The 24216-nt window shown below is 34.1% G+C and carries 14 protein-coding genes; 7 read left to right on the forward strand and 7 right to left on the reverse strand.

Going from position 1 to position 24216, the window contains the following annotated elements; genetic code table 11:
* Nucleotides 1–24: 24 nt before the first annotated feature.
* From U6A24_RS07285 to U6A24_RS07305, 5 genes are all read right to left on the reverse strand, one after another.
* The gene (locus U6A24_RS07285) at nt 25–837 is read right to left on the reverse strand and encodes a purine-nucleoside phosphorylase (RefSeq protein WP_324179287.1); all 813 of its coding nucleotides are present in this window, start codon (nt 835–837) and stop codon (nt 25–27) included.
* On the reverse strand, nt 834–1475 hold the full coding sequence (locus tag U6A24_RS07290; RefSeq protein WP_324179288.1) for a TIGR04282 family arsenosugar biosynthesis glycosyltransferase: 642 nt from the start codon (nt 1473–1475) through the stop codon (nt 834–836). Before U6A24_RS07290 ends, U6A24_RS07285 begins: the two co-directional genes overlap by 4 nt.
* The gene (locus tag U6A24_RS07295) at nt 1439–1936 is read right to left on the reverse strand and encodes a rhodanese-like domain-containing protein (protein WP_324179289.1); all 498 of its coding nucleotides are present in this window, start codon (nt 1934–1936) and stop codon (nt 1439–1441) included. Before U6A24_RS07295 ends, U6A24_RS07290 begins: the two co-directional genes overlap by 37 nt.
* Nucleotides 1937–1959: 23 nt before the next feature.
* Nucleotides 1960–3027 (reverse strand): arsenosugar biosynthesis radical SAM (seleno)protein ArsS, encoded by a 1068-nt coding sequence (gene arsS, locus U6A24_RS07300; RefSeq protein WP_324179290.1) that lies wholly within the window; start codon nt 3025–3027, stop codon nt 1960–1962.
* 109 nt (nt 3028–3136) lie between these two features.
* On the reverse strand, nt 3137–3472 hold the full coding sequence (locus U6A24_RS07305; protein ID WP_298545331.1) for an arsenosugar biosynthesis-associated peroxidase-like protein: 336 nt from the start codon (nt 3470–3472) through the stop codon (nt 3137–3139).
* 539 nt (nt 3473–4011) lie between these two features.
* Between U6A24_RS07305 and bglX the strand changes: the two genes are divergently transcribed.
* From bglX to U6A24_RS07320, 3 genes are all read left to right on the forward strand, one after another.
* Entirely contained in the window at nt 4012–6336 is a 2325-nt protein-coding gene (bglX, locus tag U6A24_RS07310; protein ID WP_324179291.1) for a beta-glucosidase BglX, read from the forward strand.
* Nucleotides 6337–6456: 120 nt separating this feature from the next.
* The gene (locus tag U6A24_RS07315; protein WP_324179292.1) at nt 6457–9237 is read left to right on the forward strand and encodes a helix-turn-helix and ligand-binding sensor domain-containing protein; all 2781 of its coding nucleotides are present in this window, start codon (nt 6457–6459) and stop codon (nt 9235–9237) included.
* Nucleotides 9238–9258: 21 nt separating this feature from the next.
* A complete protein-coding gene (locus tag U6A24_RS07320; RefSeq protein WP_324179293.1) occupies nt 9259–10269 on the forward strand; it encodes a LacI family DNA-binding transcriptional regulator in 1011 nt (336 codons plus the stop codon).
* A 2-nt stretch (nt 10270–10271) separates the two neighbouring features.
* Here the strand turns inward: U6A24_RS07320 and U6A24_RS07325 are convergent, their stop codons facing one another.
* Together U6A24_RS07325 and U6A24_RS07330 are read right to left on the reverse strand one after the other, a co-directional pair.
* Nucleotides 10272–12323 carry a glycoside hydrolase family 65 protein gene (locus tag U6A24_RS07325; RefSeq protein WP_324179294.1) on the reverse strand — a complete coding sequence of 684 codons (2052 nt, stop codon included), beginning with the start codon at nt 12321–12323 and terminating at the stop codon, nt 10272–10274.
* Nucleotides 12324–12454: 131 nt separating this feature from the next.
* Nucleotides 12455–13489, reverse strand: coding sequence for a LacI family DNA-binding transcriptional regulator (locus tag U6A24_RS07330; protein WP_324179295.1), 1035 nt, complete (start codon nt 13487–13489; stop codon nt 12455–12457).
* Between the two features lie 694 nt (nt 13490–14183).
* Between U6A24_RS07330 and U6A24_RS07335 the strand changes: the two genes are divergently transcribed.
* From U6A24_RS07335 to U6A24_RS07350, 4 genes are all read left to right on the forward strand, one after another.
* The gene (locus U6A24_RS07335) at nt 14184–15854 is read left to right on the forward strand and encodes a glycoside hydrolase family 13 protein (RefSeq protein ID WP_324179296.1); all 1671 of its coding nucleotides are present in this window, start codon (nt 14184–14186) and stop codon (nt 15852–15854) included.
* A gap of 282 nt (nt 15855–16136) precedes the next feature.
* Entirely contained in the window at nt 16137–19277 is a 3141-nt protein-coding gene (locus tag U6A24_RS07340; RefSeq protein WP_324179297.1) for a SusC/RagA family TonB-linked outer membrane protein, read from the forward strand.
* Nucleotides 19278–19288: 11 nt separating this feature from the next.
* Nucleotides 19289–20830 (forward strand): RagB/SusD family nutrient uptake outer membrane protein, encoded by a 1542-nt coding sequence (locus U6A24_RS07345; RefSeq protein WP_324179298.1) that lies wholly within the window; start codon nt 19289–19291, stop codon nt 20828–20830.
* A 172-nt stretch (nt 20831–21002) separates the two neighbouring features.
* A complete protein-coding gene (locus U6A24_RS07350; protein ID WP_324179299.1) occupies nt 21003–24215 on the forward strand; it encodes a VCBS repeat-containing protein in 3213 nt (1070 codons plus the stop codon).
* The last annotated feature ends 1 nt before the right edge of the window (nt 24216 follow it).

The raw sequence follows: 24216 nt of genomic DNA on the forward strand, positions 1-24216 counted from the left end.
AAGATAGAACTTTCAGAATTTACTTTAAAGAGATTTTATCAGTTCTTTGAAAAGCAAAATCATTTCAGGTTCGGCTTTTCCTGCCATTGCAATGATTTCATCAATATCAATAGGCTTAAGGTGATCTGGATCGCATTCATCTGTCAAAACCGATACAGCAGCTACAGGTAAATCAAGGTGGTTTGCAACAATAACTTCGGGAACGGTACTCATACCCACAGCATCGGCTCCTATGATTTTCAGGTAGCGATATTCAGCTCTTGTTTCCAGTTGCGGTCCTAATACAGAAGCATAAACGCCCTCGTGAAGATTAATATTCTTTTCTTTTGCTATAGCACGTAGCTTGGTATTAATTTTTTGATCATATGGAGCGCTCATATCTGTAAATCGAGTTCCAAGTTTTTCTACTCCTTTAAATGCCAAAGGAGATCCTCCTTGAAGATTAATATGGTCATCGATAAGCATTAACTCTCCCTTTTTAAAGTTGAGATTAATCGCTCCGGAAGCATTTGAAACCAAAAGAGTTTTTACACCCATTTTATGCATGATTCTCACAGGATACGTTACATCCTGAAGCGAATACCCTTCGTATAAATGAAAACGTCCCTGCATTACAACGGCTTTTTTGCCTTCAATAATACCATAGATCAATTTTCCTTTATGAAACTCTACAGTAGCCGTAGGGAAATTTGGAATATGATTATAACTTATTTCAGTAATAATTTCAATCTCATTAATAAGCTGTCCCAACCCAGTTCCTAATATAATTCCTATCTCTGGATTTTCGAACCCTTTTTCTTTTAGGAAATCTGTTGTTTCTTCAATATACTTTATCATTGGTTTAAAAATTTTTGAAAAACATCAACATCTTTTATGTCTTCATAATAATCCACATCGTTGCGTTCTTCTAATAGTTTTACGTTGCTTTTTTGTAAGTCGTTAAGAGTATCCTTAAGAACTGTTTCGGTTCCCCAGACTTTGTTTTTAAAAACCTGTGAATTTAATGATTTCATTCCAAATAAATAATATCCTCCGTCCTGGGCTGGTCCAATAACATAATCATGTGTTTCTAATTGCTTAAATGCGTTATCCAAATCCGCTTGAGTGAGGTCATAAATGTCACTACCAATGATTATAATATTTTGGTAACCATCATTAAAACCTTGTTTGAAAGCGTTCTCCATACGTTGGCCAAGATCATCTCCAAACTGTTGTCTTTTTTCATAGTTTTTTGAGCTCCAAAGATCATTTTCTCTTACAGCAACAGAATATTGTACCTGCTTTGTAACATTAAGATTTTTGGTGATAGTAACCGTATGATGTAATAGAAATTTATAGACTTCTAAAGCTGCCTGATTGCCAATTTTTGCTGCCAAACGAGTTTTACACTTGCCCAATTCTGGATTGCGGGTAAATATTAAAAGTAGATTTTTTTCTTTCAATTTGTATATACTTTTTTCCCTTTTAGTAACCATTTTGCCCATTGCGCTGAGCAGGCATGTATTTCTTCAGTAGGTTGTTCTTTCGAATTTACGACTACGAAATCTTTGTTTTTCCATTCAAAAATACCACCGTATAAATTATATACATAGAGATACCCTGCTTGTTTTAATTTTTCGGAAATATCTTCAGATCTAACCCCCAAACTACAATATACTACAATAGTATCATTTTTTTGAATGTTTTGTTGTATAACATTTTGTATCATGAATTGATTATATCCTATCAATTTTGCCTTGGGAATATGACTTACTTCAAATTCCTCTTTTTCTCTTGCGTCAAGTAGAATTACGCTGTCCTGAATTTCCTTTAATTCAGTAACAGAAATGTAAGGGATACTTTCATTATTGAATTTTTTCAATAATTCATCCAATGAATCCTGAGTATAGATTAAACCTGAAAACAAGAATAGTATGGTGGTGAATGTACTTTTCATTTGGGGTAATGTAGTAAAAGAAATTAAGCTACTGATCCTTGACAACTGCTTCCTGCACCTGCCGTACACCCGTAGCAATGTTGAGAGATTACAATGTTTCTATTCTGAAGCAATTCTTCATTGTATTCACTTATGTGTTTTACTTTGCTAGCAACCTTTAAGCCCAGCATTTGGTTAAAGTCGCAGTCATAGAGCCATCCATCCCAACTCACAGAGATGGTGTTGGTACACATAACATTGGCCACTGCTGCAGGATTATAGGCATCGACCAAGGCATACATATAATCTTCATAGTTCTCAGAAGCGATCAAATAATCTAAAAATCTGCTAATAGGTAAATTAGTAATTGCAAATAAATTATGAAAATGGATTCCAAAATCTTCAAGTAGCGCTTTTTTGAAATCTTTTTCCATCGCTGCTTGATCCCCGGGCAAAAAAGCGCCAGATGGGTTGTATACCAAATCTAACCTAAGTTCACTATTCGGCATGCCATAACCTCTTTCATTTAGTTCTTGCAAAGCTTTAATCGATTTATCAAAAACACCATCACCTCTTTGTTTATCGGTTTTTCCTCTTGTCCAGTGCGGCATAGAAGATACTACATGTACATTGTGTTTTTTGAAAAAATCTGGTAGATCATAATACTTTTTGTTTGCACGAATAATTGTAAGGTTACTTCGTACTATAAAATCTTTGATCCCGGCTTTACTGGCTTCTTCTACAAACCATCTGAAGTTAGGGTTCATTTCGGGAGCACCTCCGGTTAAATCTAAGGTATGGGCACCTGTTTTCTTGATTACCTCAAGACATTGCTGCATAGTCTCTTTGGTCATGATTTCTTTACGATCGGGACCAGCATCAACATGGCAGTGCTCACAAACCTGATTACACATGTACCCAACATTAATTTGCAAGATCTCTAGTTTGTTTGGGCGTAGAGGAGAATGACCTATTTCGGCAATTTTATCTGCAAATTTTGGCAGTTCACCATTGGCAAAAATTCCATTGTTCAAAATTTCTAATTGTCTTTGAGCATTTGCCAATTGGTCATTCCTTTTATGTAAGGATTGTTTCGTTTTGGTATCGGACATCTTCTTGTTCTCTTAGATTGTATTTTATTAGCACTTATTTCTTAACTAAATCATAGTTTACGATAAAATAAATTGCTTAGTATTTCATGAAACAAATTGGTGATCTATATCACATAGATAATTTTTCATATTTATTCATCATTTGTACTCCATGTACAAGAGTGGCTCCGCTTTCTATCGCTGCACCTGCATGAACTGCTTCCATCATTTCCTCTTTTGTAATCCCTCTTTGTAAACCATCTTTGGTATAAGCATCTATACAATACGGGCATTTTACGACGTGTGATACGGCCAGTGCAATCAAAGATTTCTCTCGGGCTGTTAAAGCACCTTCTTCAAATACTTTGCCATAGTAATCAAAGAATTTGGTGCCTAGTTCTTCGCTCCATTCGGTAATCTTTCCAAATTTTCTTAAGTCAGCCGGGTCGTAATATGTTTTTGACATGTTATATTATTTTGATATAAGGGTGAAACTTTTAGTCGTTATAATTGTATGGCAACTTACAATAAAAACCTTATTTATTTAAAATTAAAAAATACTTATTGTTTTATGATATAAATATAAAATGAAGTTTAATGTGTAATTTATTGAAGCTTTTACCAATTTTTAAAACAAATAGGATCAATTGCATAAAAATCTACACAAAAATTAGTTTTTGTAATACGATTTTATTAATGCTTACAATTATGGCAGAGCTTCTATCGATGATAAGAAATTTATAGAATTTTAGATATAGGGGCTTGACATATGGTATGTATTTAATCTATACAAATTAACTTTATTTAAGTATGTTTCATCTGTTTTTATTTAAATAATTTTTTATTAAATATCTGATATAAAATATTTTAGATATAATAATGCTAAGTTTGTAATTAGTTTTTATTAATGTATATACAATGTTTAGATCTTAAAAAGATCCATTTAACAAGTTGTATTGTAAATTAGAACTTGTAAACGCACAAATTCAGAAAACTTATTTGTTTATGAAAACATTAAAAAATCAAATAGAGACCTTAATTTTAATAGTTACAGGGATGCTTTTTTTTAGCTCTCTTAATTCTTTCGGTCAAGACTCACATAAGAATAATATCCTTGAAATGGAAAACAAAGACATCATAGAAAATAAAATAGATTCATTACTTTCTATAATGACTCTCAAAGAGAAAATTGGGCAATTGGTTTTGTATAATGGTAGTTGGGATGTAACGGGTCCACCATCTGATTTAGGGAACAAAGAAAAATTTGAAAAACTCAAGAATGGTGAAGTTGGTGCTATGCTTAATGTTACCTCAGTAGAGGCAACAAAAAAAATACAGAGTGATGTTATGGAGCATTCAAGACTAAAAATTCCTTTGCTCTTTGGTTATGATGTTATTCATGGTTATAAAACAATTTTCCCTATACCTTTGGGAGAAAGTGCTAGCTGGGATTTGGAAGCAATAAAAAAATCATCGAGTGTAGCCGCAAAAGAAGCTACGGCTTCTGGTATTAATTGGGCATTTGGTCCTATGGTAGATATTTCAAGGGATGCAAGATGGGGAAGAATTATGGAAGGAGCCGGGGAGGATCCTTTTTTTGGTTCTAAGGTTGCGGTGGCAAGAATACAAGGCTTTCAAGGTGAAGACTTGTCTAATACAAATACACTTGCGGCTTGTGTTAAACATTTTGCAGCCTATGGTTTTGCCGAAGGTGGTAGAGACTATAATACAGTTAGTATAGGAGAGTATGAGCTTCATAATACGGTTTTGCCTCCATTTAAAGCGGCTGTAGAAGCCGGTGTTGCGAGCATGATGAGTGCTTTTAATGAAGTTGATGGAATTCCTGCTACCGGTCATAAAATGTTACAAAGGGATATTTTGAAGAAAACATGGGGCTGGGATGGTTTTATTGTTTCAGACTGGGCGTCCATCACAGAAATGATATATCATGGATTTGCAAAGGATAAAAATCAAGCCGCCGAAAAGGCTATTATAGCTGGTAATGATATGGATATGGAAGGAAAGGCCTATGAAACCGGATTAGAGGAGTTGGTTAAAGATGGAAAAGTAGACGAAAACCTTATAGAAGATGCAGCCAGAAGAATATTAAGAGTTAAGTACGAGCTCGGCCTATTTGATGATGCTTATAAATATAGTGATGAGGCAAGAGAAAAAAATGATATATACACCAAAGAAAACCTGGAAGCCTCAAGAGATGTAGCAAAAAAATCTATTGTTTTACTCAAGAATAATAATGATATACTACCACTAAGAAAGGATTTAAAAAGTATTGCGGTAATTGGTCCTCTTGCAAATGACAAAGATACACCTATAGGAAGTTGGAGAGCCAAGGCTGTACCAAATTCTGCCGTTTCTTTGCTTGAAGGAATTAAATCGGCAGTAGGAAAAAGTGTATCAATATCACATGCAGAAGGGGTCAAACTGGGTGTTGGTCAACGAAGTTTTATAAAAGAATTAAAAGTCAATAGAGAAGATGTAACAGGGATTGCTGAAGCTGTAAATATTGCAAAAAATGCAGAAGTGGTGGTGATGGCAATTGGCGAAGAAGCTTTTCAGTCTGGAGAGGGACGAAGTCAAGTAAATATTGAGCTTACCATACCACAACAAAAACTTTTTGACGCGGTTTGGGAAGTAAATAAGAACATTGTAGTGACATTGATGAATGGTCGTCCCCTTGCAATTACAAATATTGCAGAAAAAGCTCCGGCAATTCTGGAGACCTGGCATTTAGGTTCAGAATCAGGAAATGCAATAGCAGATGTTTTGTTTGGGGATTATAATCCTTCTGGAAAGTTACCGGTTTCATTTCCTCGTCATGTAGGTCAAGTACCTATTTATTATAATGCAAAAAACACCGGAAGACCTTTGAATAAAGATGGCATGGTGTTTTGGTCGCATTACACAGACGAAAAAAACGACCCATTGTTCCCATTTGGCCATGGATTAAGTTACACAACATTTCAATATAAAGACTTTAAAATAAGTGAGGATTCTTTTTCCTCAGGTGAAGAAATTACGGTTTCAGTAACAGTTACTAATACAGGAAAAAGAAAAGGGAAAGAAGTAGTGCAATTGTATATTCAAGATTTAATAGGAAGTCTTACCAGGCCTATAAAAGAACTAAAAGGTTTTGAATTGATTGAATTAGAACCCGGACAAAGTAAAGAGGTTTCTTTTGTGATTACCCAAGAAACGATTCAGTTTTATACCGCCAATAAAAAATGGGAAGCAGAGCCTGGTGATTTTAAAATTTTTATAGGAGGAAGTTCTAATACCAAACTTGAAAAAGGTTTTTCTTTTACCAAATAGATGTGCAGTGACAATCGTAGTAATCTAATGCAAGTTTCAAGTTTTGAATAGAAGTTTAAAATAAAATGTTAAGATTTTTATGGTATCTTTATACGTCTTCGTCTATTAATTCTCGTTGAAATGTATCGATTTTTATTCTTGATTTTTTTGGGTTATTATGGCTTTGCGCAGTCGATAATCAGTAAGGCATTGCCACATATAACCCACTACGATACCAAAGAAATGGGTTTTAATGCTCAATCTTGGGATATTGATCAAGATAATAATGGCCTTATTTATGTGGCCAACGGAGATCAAATTTTAATTTTCGATGGGACACAATGGAAATCTACAGGAACTGGTTTTGATGTAATAAATAGAAGCTTATTTGTTAAGAATAAAGATTCCATTTATTTTGGTGCCGATGGACAATGTGGTCTTTTAATTAATAAAAAATATAGCGATTACGAGGTAGTGTCACTTACAACCAATAACAAAGATGTTGTGGCACATCTTGAAGAATATTGGAGAACGCATTACATCAAAAATGAGGTGGTTTTTCAAACTTTCAGAAACTTATATGTTAACCATGGTAATCTTATTACCAAGATTCCCGCTCCTTATCGCTTTAAATGGAGTTATGTAGTTAATGACAAGTTATTTGTAAATGATCTTAAGTATGGAGTTTTTGTCTTAGATCAAACCAATTTATTGCCTGTCGCTAGCGATCAAAACCTTAATGAACACATTATCGGTATAACTTCTATAAAAGACAAATTGGTTGTCATTACAGATACCCAGGGATTGTTTGAAGTTGATAACGAAAAACTTATCCCGTTAGATTTTCCAAATATTGAAAAGATTAAGAAAGCGCAGATTTTTTCTTTTTCCAAGCTTAGAGATGGTCAAATCGCATTGGGGACAGTATCAAATGGCCTTTATGTATTAAACCCCGAAACAGGCGAAACGTTTAACATTAATAAAAAAAGCGGTCTTCAAAACAACACAATTTTATCGATCTATCAAGATAAAGAAGATAACTTGTGGTTAGGATTGGATTATGGGATAGATTATGTAAAATTGAATTCCCCTCTTACTTATTTTTATGATTATTATGGTGAACTGGGTACCACCTATGCAGTATTTAAAAAGAAGAACCATACTTATTTGGGGACTAATCAAGGTTTTTATGTTACAGATAATACCTCGGTCAATACAGAATTTGAGCTACTACTTAATGGTCAGGTTTGGAATATCGAAAAAGTTGATGAAGACATTTTTGTTGGTCACGACAAAGGAGCTTATTTGGTAAAAGGGAAAACGCTTATTAGGTTGGGAGAAGATTTAGGAGCTTGGAATTTTAAGAAAATTAAAGAGCCATACCAACAAGCTCCATTTATTGTTTCTGGTAATTATAATGGAGTTTCTTTGTACCAAAATGATAATGGAAATTGGAATGCTAATAGGTTAAATGGCTTTGAAAAATCTGCAAGATATCTTGAAGTAGATCTTAATAACAATATATGGGTCGCTTTACGGTCTGAAGGGGTGTTTAGGTTTGAATTAAATTATAAGACGAAATCACTTGAAAAAAAGGCGTTTTATCCTTTAAAGGACTTTGCGGGACAAACCCTGTCGATGTCAAAAGTTGATAATAAAATCGTTATCACCTCGAACTTTAATTCATATACCTATAACTACAAAAAAGATGCTTTTGATATTGTTAAAATTGGAAAACAGAAAGGAGATGCTCCCAGGATTTTTAAAAGAAATAAAGAAATTTGGTATGTAGATGATAATAACGTTACGATAGAGGGTGAAAATGGTTTAGTTGAATTTCATGAATTGAAAGATCAGTTGATACCAGGGGTATTAAATATTTTTGCTTTGGACAAGGAGCATGAAATAATACCTGTTTTCAATGGATATTCAATGTATTATAAAAATCAAAAGACGACATCTGAAAATTCAGAAAACGATTTGCTGGTAAGGGACTTTACCTCTGTAAATAGTTCTAAATTGTATTTTGAAGGTTCTGAGATACCTTTTTCAGACAACGACCTTAAAATAAATTATTCTCTTCCTGTTTATGCGAATGAGATTTTGTATCAAACCAAATTTAATGATCAAGAATGGAGCAATTGGACTACAAAAACTGAACAAACTCTATTTAATATCAAAGAAGGTAGTTACGTTTTTGATATGAGAGCCAAGTATAATGGCAAAATTAAAGAGGCATCATTAAGTTTTGTTATAAATCCACCTATCTATCGAACTTCATGGGCATATTTTTTATATATCCTCCTGTTTTTTGGATTGATAATGGCGATGGTTTCCTTCAATCGTTATAAGATGAGAAAACAGGAAACAATGTTGCTGGAACAAAAAGCCGAAAAACTTAAAAAGCAAGAAGAAAAACATAGATCACAAAAATTAGAACAGGAACGTAAAATTATTGAACTTAATAATTCGAAATTACAAGACGAAATAAAGGCAAAGAGCAGGGAACTTACACAAATTGCATATGTCAATCTTAATAAAAACAAGATTCTCAAAAAAATAAGAGACAGAATTGTTAAGATCCAAAGATCTTCAGAGCAAAAATTACCAACCAACAAATATAATGAACTTCTTAGGCTGGTAGAATATTATATAACCGATAAAGAAAGTAAGTTGTTTGAGATCAATTTTGATAAATCTCATCAAGAGTTTTATGAAAAATTATCCAAGAGCTATCCCAATCTAACTTCTAAAGATTTAAGATTGTGTGCATACCTTAAAATGAATCTTTCATCAAAAGAAATTGCACCATTACTTGGAATAAGTTCACAAAGTGTAGACGTAAGCAGGCATAGATTAAGAAAAAAGCTTAATTTAGACTCCAAAGATAATTTGACAAATATTCTTATTAGTCTAAAATAATGGAATGCCAAATTTACGGTTATGAGGAAAAAGGTTACACTAAAACAGCTCGCTAAGGAGTTAAACTTATCGATTTCTACGGTTTCTAAATCATTGAAAAACGACCCCGAGATTAGTCAAAAAACGATAAATCGGGTTCACGAATTGGCCGACTTTTATAATTATAAACCTAATGCCTTGGCTGTAAGTTTAAAGAGTAGTAAGACAAAAACAATTGGCGTTGTTTTGCCCGAAATTCTTAATCATTTCTTTGCTAAAGCATTATTTGGGATAGAGCAAGAAGCTTCAAAAAGCGGATATAAAATCGTCACCTGTATTACCAACGAATCATATAGTAAAGAAGTAGAATATGTAGAAATGCTAAATTATAGTAGTGTCGATGGTTTTATAGTAGCATTAAGTCAAGAAACACAGGTGTTAAATAAGTTTGATCATTATCAGGCTTTAAAGAGAGATAATGTTCCTATCGTAATGTTTGACAGGGTAAGCGAAGAAATCGAATGTGATAAGGTCATTGTCGATGATAAAGTAGCTTCAAAGAATGCAATTCAATATCTTGTTGATACGGGGTGTAGAAAAATTGCAGTAATTAAGACCATAGGAGATTTAAGCGTAGCTAAGTTAAGATTAGAAGGGGTAAAAGAAGTAACTGCACAAAATAATGGGGTTTCATTGGTAGAATTGTCCTTGGGAGATTCAGAAAGTTTTGAGAATGAAATAGAAAATTTCCTGAAAACCAATGATATTGATGCAGTTTTGGGATTAGATGAAACGGCGGCAGCAGTAACTATTAATATGTCCTTAAAATTGGGATACAAGATACCTGAAGATATTTCGGTAATTGGATTTACCGATGGTCTTTTGTCAAAACATTCATATCCAAAATTAACAACGGTTTCTCAACACGCCGAAGATTTAGGTGCAAGGGCTGCTCAAATTTTGGTAAATCAACTCGATAACTTTACCGAAAATTACAAAACTAAAACAGAGATAATCAAAACATCTTTGATTGTTAGAGATTCTACAAATTAGAATTACTCGACCGTATAGGTTTTTTTTTCTGGGCCAACGCCAGTAATAATTAGTTTTTTCCAGGTTTTGGGTAGAATAGGTTTTTTTTGAACTATTCCCTCATTAGTAATATGCAATCCTGCAAAGCCAAAAATCACAGTTTGAAGCATGCCTCCGGCTCCAGTTGCAAAATATGGGTTGTTGCTTGTAGCGGCTTCTGCTAATGCCCCAAAAGGAGGTCGTTTGTTGGGTTCATAACTTCTTTTAAAAAGTCTAAAGGCATTATCTGCATCCCCTAATCGGGCATAGATCACAGCAAACACACTTTGTGCCATTGCAGGACCTTCTTTTGCAAGCTTTGGTTCGTAATACTTCAAATCTTTTTTAATAGTTGTTATGTCATTAACGATATCCAATGGGTAGGCCAATAAATTTACATCGGCTTGTTTTATTCGTTCCCCTTTATAATTGCTGTGTTCTTTTGTGGTGCCGTCTTCAAATTTATGAATCACTATGTTATCTGCTACTTTGTTCCAGTTTTGGTCTGGGGTGATATTTAATTCTTTTGCAGCAAGTGTAGCAAATCGAAGACAGGTGATGGCAGAGCCATTGGTAAATGCGTTATTATCTACATTTGGAGCAAATTCATTGGCGCCCACTACATTTTTGATAGAATAAGAGCCGTTATTATTTAATGTACTACGACTAACCCAATAATTAGCCACTTCTTTTAATAAAGGGTAACCTCTTTCTTCTAACCACTTTTTGTCTTTTGTAACCCTGTAGTAGTTCCAAAAAGCTATTCCAACATCTGCAGTAATATGATGTTCAAATGTTCCGGTAAGAGCCCAGGCGGGAGTAGCTTCTTCTCCAGTGTCATCACTTTCCCAGGGAAACATAGCTCCTTTATATCCAAAATTGATAGCTTTCTTTTTGGCAATATTCAATCTATCGGATCTATAGTTTACCAAAGAGCGTGCAATATCTTGATTAAGAATTAACAATGGCGGGTACATCCAGAGTTCGGTATCCCAAAAAATATGACCATTATATCCTTGGGAACTTAACCCCATAGGTGCGATACTTAGATTAGAATCCGCTCTCGAAAAAGCATATAAATGATAGAGCGCCAGCCGTATATCTAATTGTGACGGCAGATCTCCTTCTACTATGATATCTCCTTTCCAAAGATTATCCCATAGTTTTTTATGTTGTGATAACAGATTGTTTTTTGGGGTTAACAAGTTAAAGATTACAAAACGTTCACTTTCTGTTTGTGGATCATAAAAATCCTGTGTAGTACATTGCGCAGCTGTCCATGCAAATTCATAACTTTCTTTGGCTTTGATACTTTTTTTGAACGACAATTGGTTATCGTATTCACTAATTTTTTTATGTGTTAATTCTGGCCTTTGATTTTCTCTGGTAGAATTAATATTATGCCAAATGAACGTGGAAGAAGTGGCCACAGTATGTTTGTTGAACCTACTTTTTGCAACCGTTTGTAATATAGGCATTGTAGTTTCCAGATCTTTCAAAACTCTGAATGTGCTAATGGGATTTTTATACTCTTCAGGTGTTTGAATTTTTCCGATCACCTCTATAGTAATTTCATTTAGCGCCTTTACTTCAAAATCTATATATCCAGCATAGGGAACGTTACGAAGGGCATATATACTATAAGATATTTGTGCGATATTTTTATAAGTAAAAGAAGTGGTGAACCTGGCTTCTTTCATATCAATAGTTTGCTGCCAATTACTGATATTGGTATTGTCAAGTTTTTCATCATTGATATACATATCAAGGTTACCAAAATTCATTCCTAGTAGAATTTTACTAACCCCAAGAGGAGACTCTTTGTCATAAACATTATTTAAGATTATTTTGTCGGTTCTAAAAATTTTAGAGGAGGGCAAGATGCCGATTCTGCCATTTGCAGCAGCAATACCCGTGTAATTTTGAGAACTAGTAGTTGTAATCTCCCATCCTGCTTTTTGAGAAGAAAGAGATTGGGTCATAAAAAACAGTAGAGTTACAACGATTAAAGTGCTTTTAAAAACCTTTGCGATCATGACAGTAAAATGATTTGTTGTGAAAAAACAGTATGGAAACTCGCTCAGAATCAAAAACTTCGAGTTCTTATCAAATATACTGTTTTTTGACAATAAGATTTTGTGACAAACTTAAAGAAGTATTTTTCTTATTAAGTTGTACTGTCCCTTAGCACTAATTCGGTTTTTAGTTTTATTACCTTTTTTCGATGATTAACATCATTTGGTTCATTAAATTGATCAATCAATAGTTCTGCTACTTTTTGACCCATTTCAAAACTGGGCTGCGCAATACACGTTAATGAAGGAACAAATACTTCTCCTAACCCAAGATCACCAAAACCAATCACAGAAATATCTTCGGGTATCTTATATCCAAGCCGTAGAAGATTTTTCATGGTTAGCAGACCATAATTATCTGTACAAGTAAAGACAGCGTCTGGTGGTGCGGTAATTTTATTAAAGAAATTTTGTATTTCTACATCTTCATATTCTCTATCCAACGACTCACAATGTAAGATTAGATCGTCATATACCGGGATGTTATATTTTTTCATGGCATCCAAATAACCTTTAAAACGGTCTTGGAATACTTTCTTTTCTCTAATGCCTCCAATAAATGAAATTCTTTTTTTTCCTTTTTTGATAAGAAATTCGACGGCAGAAAATGAAGCTTTGTCATCCTCTATAATAACATGATCTGCTCCACGGACTTCTTCACGTATATTATCAAAAAGAACCACTGGGATACCTTTTTTAATAATACTTTTAATATGAACAAAAGTCTCTGTTTCGTGTGTGGGGGAAAGAATAATCCCATCAACAATTCCTTTTTCAAAAGAACTTAGATTTTCACGTTCAAATTCGAATGAATTTCTGGAAGAGCTTATTAGAATTTTATAATTGTGTTCTCGGGCATAATGATCAATACCTCTACATACTTCTATAAAAAAGGGTTCATCATACCTTGGAATAATAACACCAATGATGTTTGTCTTGCCCGAACTTAAACTTTTTGCAATTTGATTTGGCATATATCCCATTGCTTCTGCTGTCTTAAAAACTTTTTCTTGAGTGCTTAACTTAACCCTTGGATTTTTATCCAAAGCTCTCGAAACAGTCGCAATAGAAATATTAAGTTTTCTGGCAATATCCTCAAGTTTTACCCTTCTTTTTTTAAAAGTCATTATAATTTCGTTAAAAAATTATTATTAAAACATCATTTTTGCTAAAAATTTAATAATACAAACGTTTGCATTTTTTTAAATTAAAATATCGCTTTTCAATTCCCTTAATAGTTTAGTAATTTGTAATAGTCATAAATGATAAGAGAATACTTTATACATATACCTACTAAAATTGTTTTTTAAGCGAAAGTCTTTCCCCAAACATCTCGAGCTTTCAAGTGAAATTATGACTATGCTAATTTAGAATAAAAAATGCAATGGCACATGATGTTCTAAACTTTATAATCCCATATTCTAAAGGATTTTAATGTTAATTTTTTGTAAAAAGATAAGAAACAGCTGTCTTTATAAAATCTATACTTATAAGACTCTTTTCTTAATTTTTATTTAGTTAAGAAATTAATAAAGTTTTGTTTAAATATCTGAAATTCAAAACCTTATATTTTAACATTATATAACAAAAAGCGTTTTGTATATATAATGTAAAGATTTGGGTGTTTAAAATTCTATACCAATATTGTTGTAGTTTTATCAAAATAAAACTGAATGAAGTGAAAATACTTTTAGATTTTAACAATTTTTTTAAACTAAATGTAATGATGATGTTTTGTGGTATGTAGTAATATAGAAACACTTTAAAGTACAAGTAAAAGTTACAAATAGAATTATTGTTTAAAATTTAATGAGTTGATTAGTGGAGCTATCTTGGTTTAAAAAAGGAACTATTTATCAAATTTATCCGCGTAGTTTTAATGATAGTAATAATGACGGTATTGGTGATTTAAGAGGTATTATAGAAAAATTGGACTATCTGCAAAAGCTTAATGTGGATATACTGTGGTTAAGTCCAATTTTTAGTTCGCCAAATGATGATAATGGATATGATATAAGCGATTATTGTTCGATTATGCCAGAATTTGGTTCTATGGATGATTTTGATGAACTGCTTGAGAAAACGCATGAGAAAGGAATGCGTTTGATTTTGGATTTGGTAGCAAATCACTGTTCAGACGAGCATGAGTGGTTTGAACATGCAAAGAAATCCAAGAATAGTCCATATAGAGATTATTTTCATTGGAGGAAACCATCTGCAAATGGTGGGCCTCCTAACAATTGGAAGTCCTTCTTTGGAGGCAGTGCATGGGAATATGATGAGGCATCTGGAGAGTATTATCTACATCTTTTTACTCGAAAACAACCAGATCTAAATTGGGAAAACCCCAAAGTACGAGAAGAGATTTACAATGCTATGAGGTTTTGGCTTGATAAAGGAGTAGATGGGTTTAGGATGGATGTGATTCCGTTGATTTCTAAAAGAGAAGGATATCCCGATGCGCCAAATGTTGGTTTTAGAAAGATAATAGAAGATGTATATGCAAATGGTCCAACACTACATCAATACTTGAAAGAGATGAATGAAAAGGTAGTAAGTCAATATGATGCATTTTCACTAGCAGAAGGAGTAGGTATTAACCATGATAATGCGGGTTTGTATATAAATTATGACCGTAAGGAGCTTGATATGTTATATCATTTTGACATTTTGGAATGTACTATTGTTAATGGCAAATTCGAAGAGGTTTCTCCCTTCGATTTAGTAAACATGAAACGTATTTTTAAGAAATGGAGAGATGCAGTACATGAAAAAGGCTGGTTGGCCAACGCAATGGGAAATCATGACTTTGCACGTATGGTATCTCGATTTGGTAATGATAAGGAATATTGGCTGGAATCGGCAAAAATGCTCTTTATAATGCAGGCGACTCAAAATGGAACGTTAAACATATATCAAGGTGATGAAATTGGTATGACTAATATCAAACTGAATTCTATTGAAGAGGTGAAAGATGTTCAATCCCTCAATTTCTATGAAGAAAATATAGAGACCAAAAAATATTCTGAAGAAATGGCTCTGGATATGATTAATAAAGAAGGGAGAGATAATGCCAGAACCCCAATACAGTGGAGTGATGAGATAAACGGAGGCTTTTCTATTACCGAACCTTGGTTGCGATCTAATCCTAACTATAATTCGATTAACGTAAGAAGACAAGAGAGTGATCCAAATTCAATTCTTAACTTTTACAGAGACTTACTAAAAGTTAGAAAAGAAAATGATGTTTTTGTATATGGTGATTTTGAAGAGCTGGAATTTGAGAACCCTAATCTTTATATATATAAAAAGCAATTTGGAAAGCAAAGAATTATAGTTGCACTTAATTTCAGCGAAAAAGACGCATCTTTTATTATGGAAGATAAGCCAAGTATAGAACATATAATAATAAATAATTATACAGAACTAGATGTTGAAGACAATCAAATATGTCTTCAGCCATATCAAGGAATAATTATTCGGCTCGATTAATATTTAAAACTTTATAAAACACAAAAATGATTATTAAAGAAAGTGAACTTATTAGTTTTTGTTTGTTAGCGGAGGAGTTTTATTGAAAAACTTCTCGAAGGTGTAACAATTGGGGCATCCATTTTTTTTGTAACTTTTGGTTTTATAGTTACAGAATTAGTCAAAATGTGGTAAAAAGACTTGGATGTCCCAGTGTTACTTATCTAATATAACAAAAATGCACTTTTATTAAAAAAACATAAAAACAACGAAACAATTCAAATTTAAATCAAACTCTATATTATGAAAAGTATGATACTTAAGAAACTCATATTCTTGCTGGTATTTTTATCGGGGAGTATGTTGTATTCGCAAATCACAGTTTCGGGGGTGGTTTCTGATGCTGGAGGGCCAATTCCGGGAGTAAATGTTCTTGTAAGGGGAACCAGCAATGGGGCCGTTACTGATTTTGATGGGAACTACACACTTGATAATGTTGCAGAAGATGCAATAATTGTTTTTAGTTATGTAGGTTTCAAAGCTCAGGAAATTCCTGTTAATGGTAGAACTACAATTAATGTAACAATGCAAGAAGATGCCGCAGAGTTAGAGGCCGTTGTAGTAATTGGATATGGTACGCAATCTGTCAAAGATGCTACAGGTGCGGTTGCCGTTGTAAGTTCAGATGATTTTAATCAAGGTGTAATTGCATCTCCTGAACAGTTAATTCAAGGTAAGACAGCCGGGGTTCAGATTACCCAAACTAGTGGGGAACCTGGAGCAGGCATTAATTTAAGAATTCGTGGTACAAGTTCTGTTCGATCTAACAATAATCCCTTATTTGTTGTAGATGGAGTTCCGCTGGCAGGTGATGAAACCGGGGCAAGTGGTAGTGACATTGGTGTAGGATCTAGTGCTTCTAGAAACCCACTAAATTTTATTAGTCCAAATGATATAGAGAGTGTAAGTATCCTGAAAGATGCATCTGCAACCGCTATTTATGGTTCTAGGGGAGCCAATGGGGTAGTAATTATAACGACCAAAAGCGGTCGAGGTTCTTCAAAACCTACTTTCGAATTCTCATCAAATCTTAGTATAGCTGCACCCGCAGAGGAATTCGATTTGTTGAATAGAGAGCAATACCTAGCGGCGATTCAAGAATTTGGAGGAGATGTTGCAGCTCAGGATTTTGGATCAGATACAGACTGGCAGGATGTTATTACAAGGAGAGCCGCTTCTCAAAATCAAAATTTGTCCTATGCGCAAAGTTATACTAATGGTAATGTTAGAGCTTCTTTTGGATATGGTAAGCAATTTGGTGTTGTTGAAAAAAGTTCGTTAGAAAGGATAACAGGACGTATTAATGCAACGCATCGTTTTTTTGATGAAAAACTTAAAGTAAACATACAGGGGACAATTTCTAGGGTTAATGATGAATCACCACCAATTGGTGCTGATGCAGGTTTTCAAGGAGATTTGTTGGGGATGGCTTATATTGCAAACCCTACTTGGCCAGCAAACCCAAGCTTTAGTGCAGGAGGATCAGAAGTTAACCCGCTAAGTCTATTGGTTAACAGCCAAAATGAAACAAAGACCAATAGAGTTCTAATAAATGGTTCTTTGGAGTATGAAATAATAGAAGGGTTGTCTGCAAAACTTAATTTAGGTTATGATGATTCAGAATCTACAAGGGGTAGTGCTATTTCTGGAAATATTCAAGGTTTACAAAATGGTACACCAGGTAATGGTAGAGCTACAGTAAATGATATTGATGTCACTAACAGGTTATTAGAATTTACTGTAAACTATGAAAAACAGTTTGAGAACTCCACATTTTCGGTTTTAGGAGGATATTCATTTCAAGATTTTGCAAGAAAGGGTAGAAATATAGGTGCTTTTGGTTTCTTGGAAACGAATTTGGATGACATGATAGAAGGATTAGAAAATTCTGCCAATGATATTGAAGCTAATATTGATGGCCCTTATCAACAATATATTGTTTCTGATAAGATTAGAGACGGAGGAGGAACAATTGAAGGGGCTTTTATTAATAGAATTGTGCCAACAGTCGAAGGAAGAGTTCCTTTTACAGCGCCAAATGGCTTAATTGCCAGAACAATAACAGGAGACACCTTTGATTTCACAGATGAGTTACAATCTTACTTTGTAAGAGCAGTCTATTCTATTCAAGATAAGTATATCTTAACTGCAACAATGAGAGCAGATGGTTCTTCTCGATTTGGAGAAAATAATAAATACGGTTATTTCCCATCAGGTGCATTTGCCTGGAAAATTGATCAGGAAGACTTTGCACCAGATGCTTTTTCTACTCTTAAGCTAAGGTTGGGATACGGTATTACAGGTAATCAGGATGGATTAGGTTTTGGTAATTTTATTCGTCGAGAAAGATTCGTAGCTCCAAGTATAGAAAACGGAGGAGAAGTTGTAGTTCCGGGAACAAGTGATGTGTCCTTCGAAAATCCTGATTTAAAGTGGGAAGAAACCTCTCAATTAAATATTGGTATTGACTTTGGTTTTATGAATGACAGATTAAATGGTAGTATAGATGTGTATAGAAAAGACACACAGGATCTTTTGTTACAAGTGCAATCTGCACAACCTGCTGCACAACCTTTTACATTTACCAATGTAGATGGTAGTGTTATCAATGAAGGGGTAGAATTTGCGATTAATTATGACATAATTCAACAAGAAGACATGACTTGGAATTTTGGATTCAATATTGCATATAACAAAAATGAACTACAAGATTTTGATGGAGTATTTAATGCAGGGACAATATTTGGACAAGGGCTTACAGGAGCTTTTTCGCAAATTTTAACAGAAGGAGAGCCTTTATTTTCGTACTTTTTAAGAGAGTTTCAAGGCTTTGATGCCAATGGCCAATCTATTACTGCAAATGATGATTTACAGGTATTGGTTGGAAAAAGTGCATTGCCAGATTTTAACTTAGGTATTTCTACAAGTTTCAATTACAAGAATTGGGATGCCTCTGTTTTCTTTGCCGGTCAGTTAGGCCATTATATATATAACAATACACAAAATGCCTTTTTTACTGCGGGAAGTATTCAAGGAGGTCGTAATGTAACCACAGATGTTATAGGAAACGGAGAAGCGGGGACCAATGCAGCAGATGTATCTACTCGTTTCTTGGAAAAAGGAGACTTTATAAGATTACAAAATGCAACAATAGGTTATAATGTCCCTTTAAAAGGAGATGGAGTTTTTAAGTCAATGAGGTTGTATGCCACAGGTCAAAACCTATTTGTAATAACTGATTATAGCGGTTTGGATCCTGAGGTGAGTACGGCTCCAACGACAACAAGTAATAATCTTTTGAACAACTTACCTACGGCAGGGATAGATTATACAGCTTTCCCAAGACCGAGAACATATACATTTGGATTAAATGCGACATTTTAAAAAAAAGAATTATGAAAAAAGAACATTTTAAATCAAGTTTACTGCTAGTGTTGTCGATGCTACTAGTGGTTTCTTGTACAGATCTGGAAATTGAAGAATCAGATTCTTCAATTGCTGATTCTGAAACTGAATTTACCGGAATTGAAGAACCCGGACCTTTTATTGAGAATTTATATTCTGGAGATTTAAAAGGAATTGTTGAAAATCAACAAGATTTATATGCGTTAAATGAAGTGACTACAGATGAGTTGTTAGTGCCTACGAGGGGTACTGACTGGGGAGATAATGGAATATGGAGAAAATTACATGAGCACACTTGGGATGACCAACATCCTTATGTCTTAAACAACTGGAATAATCTGAATCAGTTGGTTTTTAGAGCGAGTCAGATAGTGGATGACCGGACCACCAATGCAACCGCTGCCGAAAAAGCTGAAGCGCAGTTTATACGTGCGTATGCTATGTTTTGGGTAATGGACATGTATGGTGTTGCACCATTTAGAACCCCAGGAGATGGCCCCGAGGTTAATCCTATGGTAATGACGCGTCCTGAAGCTTATGAGTTTATTCTGAATGATTTGAATTCTGCATTACCAAACTTGCCAGCGCGTGGCCCAAGTGATGAAAACTTAAGGCCTACCCAAGCTGCAGCAAATTTTTTACTGGCAAAATTATACCTTAATAAACATATTTATCTAGGGTCTGGAATGCCAGCAGCAGCCGATATGACTCGAGTTGTTGAGCTAGTTGATGAAATTACGGCAGATGGGTATGCATTGCAATCAGGATATTTTGATATTTTCAAACCCGATGTTGATACCGAGACAATCTTTTTTACCATCTCTAGTGTTGGTAACAGAATGTGGAATGGATTACATTACAACCAAAATTCTTCAGATAATACAGGTGGAGGATGGAATGGGTGGTCTACTCTAGCAGAGTTTTACGACTTGTTTGAAGGAGATCCAAACACCAATATTCCAGGTAGTGGACAGGAGGAAAGAAGAGGTTATGTGCCAACCGATGGATCAAACTTAGGGATTGGATTTGGATTCTTAATTGGGCAACAGTATGATGAAAATGGTAACCCATTGACCGATCGACCAGGTAATCCTTTAGCATTTGAAAAACAATTTCCTGGTTTGGCTGGTAATAATGAGCGCACAGGAATTCGTACGATTAAGTATCACCCAGAAAATGGTGCTTTCGCAGGACATCAAATTATCTTTAGATATGCAGATGCGCATTTAATGAAAGCAGAAGCTATTTTTAGAGGAGGTACCGGTAGTGGAGACCCTCTTACAATGGTTAATGATCTAAGAACAATTCGTAATGCCAGTAACTTAGGTGCATTAACCGAACAAGATCTAATCGATGAAAGAGGTAGAGAATTATATAAAGAATTTTGGAGACGTAATGACCTGATAAGATTTGGAAAATTTGCAGATGCATGGGACTTGAAAATCAATACAGATGATTTTAGAGCTTTATTCCCGATTCCAGCAACTGCATTATTATCTAATCCAAATTTAAGTCAAAACCCTGGTTATTAATGTAATATAGTAAGCTAAGATTGTTTGTGTAGAGCCCTTCTATTTTTGGAGGGCTCTACTAATTTATCATTTTAATAAAATAAGCATAAGGTTGACAAGTTACTTTAGATATATTATCATTTGGATAGGCATTCTTGCATGTTTTGTTTCTTGTAAAAAGGAACAAAAAATAATGCATTTTTCAATCCTCCCAAGTACTCACACAGGGGTGTCATTTACAAATACATTATTGGAGACTCCAGAACTAAATATCTTAAGATATTTGTATTATTATAATGGCGCTGGAATTGCTGTTGGCGACTTTAATAATGATGAATTTGAGGACCTTTTTTTTGTCTCTAATCAAGGAGAGAATAAACTATATCTAAATCAAAAAGGATTACGTTTTAAAGATGTAACACCTGGTATACTTAAGGATAACAAAGGTTGGTCTACGGGGGTAACTGTTGTAGATATTAATAACGATGGTTTATTGGATATTTATGTGTGCAAGGTTGGTCACTATAGAGAAATTAAAGGAAAAAATAAGCTATTTATAAATCAAGGGGTAGATCACAAGGGGGTTCCAAAATTTAAAGAGGATGCTTCAACTTATAACTTAGATATTTCTAGCCTTTCTACCCAAACAATTTTTTTTGATTATGATCTGGATGGAGATCTTGATATGTATTTATTAAATCATTCTGTTCATCCTAACAGGACCTATGGTAAAGGTTCTAAACGAAAACAGATAGATGCACTTGCCGGAGATCGATTATATCAAAACCGCAATGGTAAATACGTAGATGTTACCCGGTATGCAGGAATTTTTCAAGGCGCAATTGGTTATGGGTTAGGAGTTTCAACCAGCGATATTAATAATGATGGTTATCCGGATATTTATGTGGGAAATGATTTTTTTGAAAACGATTATCTGTATATCAATCAAAAAAATGGAACATTCAAAGAGATTGTTACCTCTCAACATAGTATTCAGCATACCTCTCATTTTTCGATGGGAGTAGATATAGCAGACATCAATAATGATGGACTTACCGATATTTTGTCATTAGATATGCTTCCAGAGGACGCCGTAACCTATAAATCTTCGGGGACTGAGCATAGTTTTCCTATTTATAATCAATATCTCAAAAATGGTTACCAACCGCAATACATGCAAAATGCTTTACAACTTAATAGAGGAAACAATCAGTTCAGCGAAATAGCTTTTTATTCGGGTATTGCCGCTACAGAATGGAGTTGGGCGCCACTTATTGCCGATTACGATAACGATGGGTATAAGGATATCTTCATTTCAAATGGAATAAAAGGAGCTACCAATGATATGGATTTCATAAATTTTATAGCAAATGAAAACATTCAAAAACGAATTGAAAAAGGAATGACCAAAGAGGATTTGGCATTAATCAACGAATTGCCAAGTAAGAAAACGACCAATTACTTTTATCAAAACAATAAGGATCTAACCTTTAATGATGTTTCAAATACGTGGCTAGAAAATATGCCTTCTTATAGTAACGGAGCTATATATGCAGATTTGGATAATGATGGAGATTTGGATATCGTTACCAATAATATCAACCAGGAAGCTTTTATATATGAAAATAGATCTGCACTTACCAAGGACCAAAATAACTACATACAACTCAAACTTAAAGGACCAGAAAACAATACTGATGCTATCGGAGCTAAAGTATTTGTGTATAATCAAGATAAAGTGCAAATAGCTGAAGTTTATCGAACCAGAGGCTACTTGTCATCCGTTTCTTCAATAGTGCATTTTGGATTCGGAAATCAAAATACCATTGACTCTATTAAAATTCAATGGCCTGGTGGACAGGGTTCTCTAAGAAAAAATGTAAAGGCAAACCAATTATTGGTTATTGATATTCGAGAAGACAATGCACAGATTGTAAATAGGAAGGATACAGTTGTTAATTTAAAAACCGCAATAGGAGCAATACAATTTAAACATCAGGACTATGAAACAAAAGATTTCAATATAGAACCCCTTGCGCCTTATGCATGTTCTAATGAAGGACCACATATTTCAGTTTTAGATATTAATAAAGATGGTCTAGAAGATATATTTATCCCGGGAGGAAGGTTTAAGTCTGCGTCACTTTTTTTACAGGAACAAAGTGGAAAATTTGCTAAAAAAGAACAACCAGAATTTGAACTGAATAAACAATATGAGGATATCGATCAATGCTTTTTTGATGCAGACCTCGATGGAGATTTGGATGTGGTAACGGTTTATGGTGGGAACGAGAGTTATCCTGATTATCAAAGCACTCCGGCTTTATTTAAAAATAATAATGGTGTATTTATAAAAGAAGAAACAGCTTTTTCAAAAGAGTCGATAAATGCTTCGGTAGTTATTTCGTCTGATATAGATCATGATGGAGATATTGATGTTTTTGTAGGTAGTAATGCCGAACCGGGGAAATATGGGGTGGCTCCAGAAAATTATCTTTTTGAAAATGATGGTAAAGGTTACTTTAAAAAGGTTGCGTCAAAAGAGTTAACAACCATTGGTATGGTTTACGATGCCGTTTTTATAGATATTAATCAGGATACTTTTGAGGATTTGATTTTGGTAGGACATTATATGCCTATCACAATCATGATCAATGATGGTGAAGGTAATTTTAGGAAAGAGCATATTCCTTCTTTAGAAAATACAAATGGTTGGTGGAACGCAGTTTCGGTCCATGATATGGATAAAGACGGAGATTTAGATATCGTAGCAGGAAACTGGGGTGCAAATACAAGACTAAAAGCGTCAGAAAAAGAACCCATTACGTTGTACCTGAATGATTTTGATGATAATGGTAAAATCGATCCTATTGTTACTTATTTCTATAAAGGAAAAGAAACTCCAATAACTACCAAAGATGAATTGGTAAAACAAATACCGCAATTAAATAAAAAGTTTTTGTCATATGCTTCTTTTGCTAAAGCTGAGTTCGAAGATTACTTTTCAGAGTCAAAGATTAAACAATCGGAAATAAAAAAAGTCTATACCCTGGAGACAACATATTTTGAAAACACAGGGAAATTAAACTTTAAGGCACAAAGATTATCATGGCAAGCACAGATTTCTTCGGTACATGATGTTTTGGTAGATGACATAAATGATGATCAATATCCAGATATAATTCTAGGAGGTAATACTTATGAAATCAACACGCAATTAAGTAGATTAGATGCATCCAAAGGTGTAGTTTTACTAAATGATCGCAATGGAGGTTTTGAAAAGAATACAAAATCAGATTTTGGTATACAAGGAGCGGTAAGATCTATAGAAAAAATTAAAATAAAGGATCAGGAATATTTATTGTTCGGAGTCAATAATGATAGCCTTCAAATAGTAAAAAAATAAA

It is taken from the genome of Aquimarina gracilis (assembly GCF_035285365.1).
Taxonomy (GTDB): domain Bacteria; phylum Bacteroidota; class Bacteroidia; order Flavobacteriales; family Flavobacteriaceae; genus Aquimarina; species Aquimarina gracilis.

Coding starts and splice junctions, on each gene's coding strand:
- arsS (WP_324179290.1), bottom strand. CDS start 3,027: ATGTCCGATACCAAAACGAAACAATCCTTACATAAAAGGAATGACCAA.
- U6A24_RS07295 (WP_324179289.1), bottom strand. CDS start 1,936: ATGAAAAGTACATTCACCACCATACTATTCTTGTTTTCAGGTTTAATC.
- bglX (WP_324179291.1), top strand. CDS start 4,012: ATGAAAACATTAAAAAATCAAATAGAGACCTTAATTTTAATAGTTACA.
- U6A24_RS07285 (WP_324179287.1), bottom strand. CDS start 837: ATGATAAAGTATATTGAAGAAACAACAGATTTCCTAAAAGAAAAAGGG.
- U6A24_RS07325 (WP_324179294.1), bottom strand. CDS start 12,323: ATGATCGCAAAGGTTTTTAAAAGCACTTTAATCGTTGTAACTCTACTG.
- U6A24_RS07320 (WP_324179293.1), top strand. CDS start 9,259: ATGAGGAAAAAGGTTACACTAAAACAGCTCGCTAAGGAGTTAAACTTA.
- U6A24_RS07290 (WP_324179288.1), bottom strand. CDS start 1,475: ATGGTTACTAAAAGGGAAAAAAGTATATACAAATTGAAAGAAAAAAAT.
- U6A24_RS07315 (WP_324179292.1), top strand. CDS start 6,457: ATGTATCGATTTTTATTCTTGATTTTTTTGGGTTATTATGGCTTTGCG.
- U6A24_RS07345 (WP_324179298.1), top strand. CDS start 19,289: ATGAAAAAAGAACATTTTAAATCAAGTTTACTGCTAGTGTTGTCGATG.
- U6A24_RS07305 (WP_298545331.1), bottom strand. CDS start 3,472: ATGTCAAAAACATATTACGACCCGGCTGACTTAAGAAAATTTGGAAAG.
- U6A24_RS07330 (WP_324179295.1), bottom strand. CDS start 13,489: ATGACTTTTAAAAAAAGAAGGGTAAAACTTGAGGATATTGCCAGAAAA.
- U6A24_RS07350 (WP_324179299.1), top strand. CDS start 21,003: ATGCATTTTTCAATCCTCCCAAGTACTCACACAGGGGTGTCATTTACA.
- U6A24_RS07340 (WP_324179297.1), top strand. CDS start 16,137: ATGAAAAGTATGATACTTAAGAAACTCATATTCTTGCTGGTATTTTTA.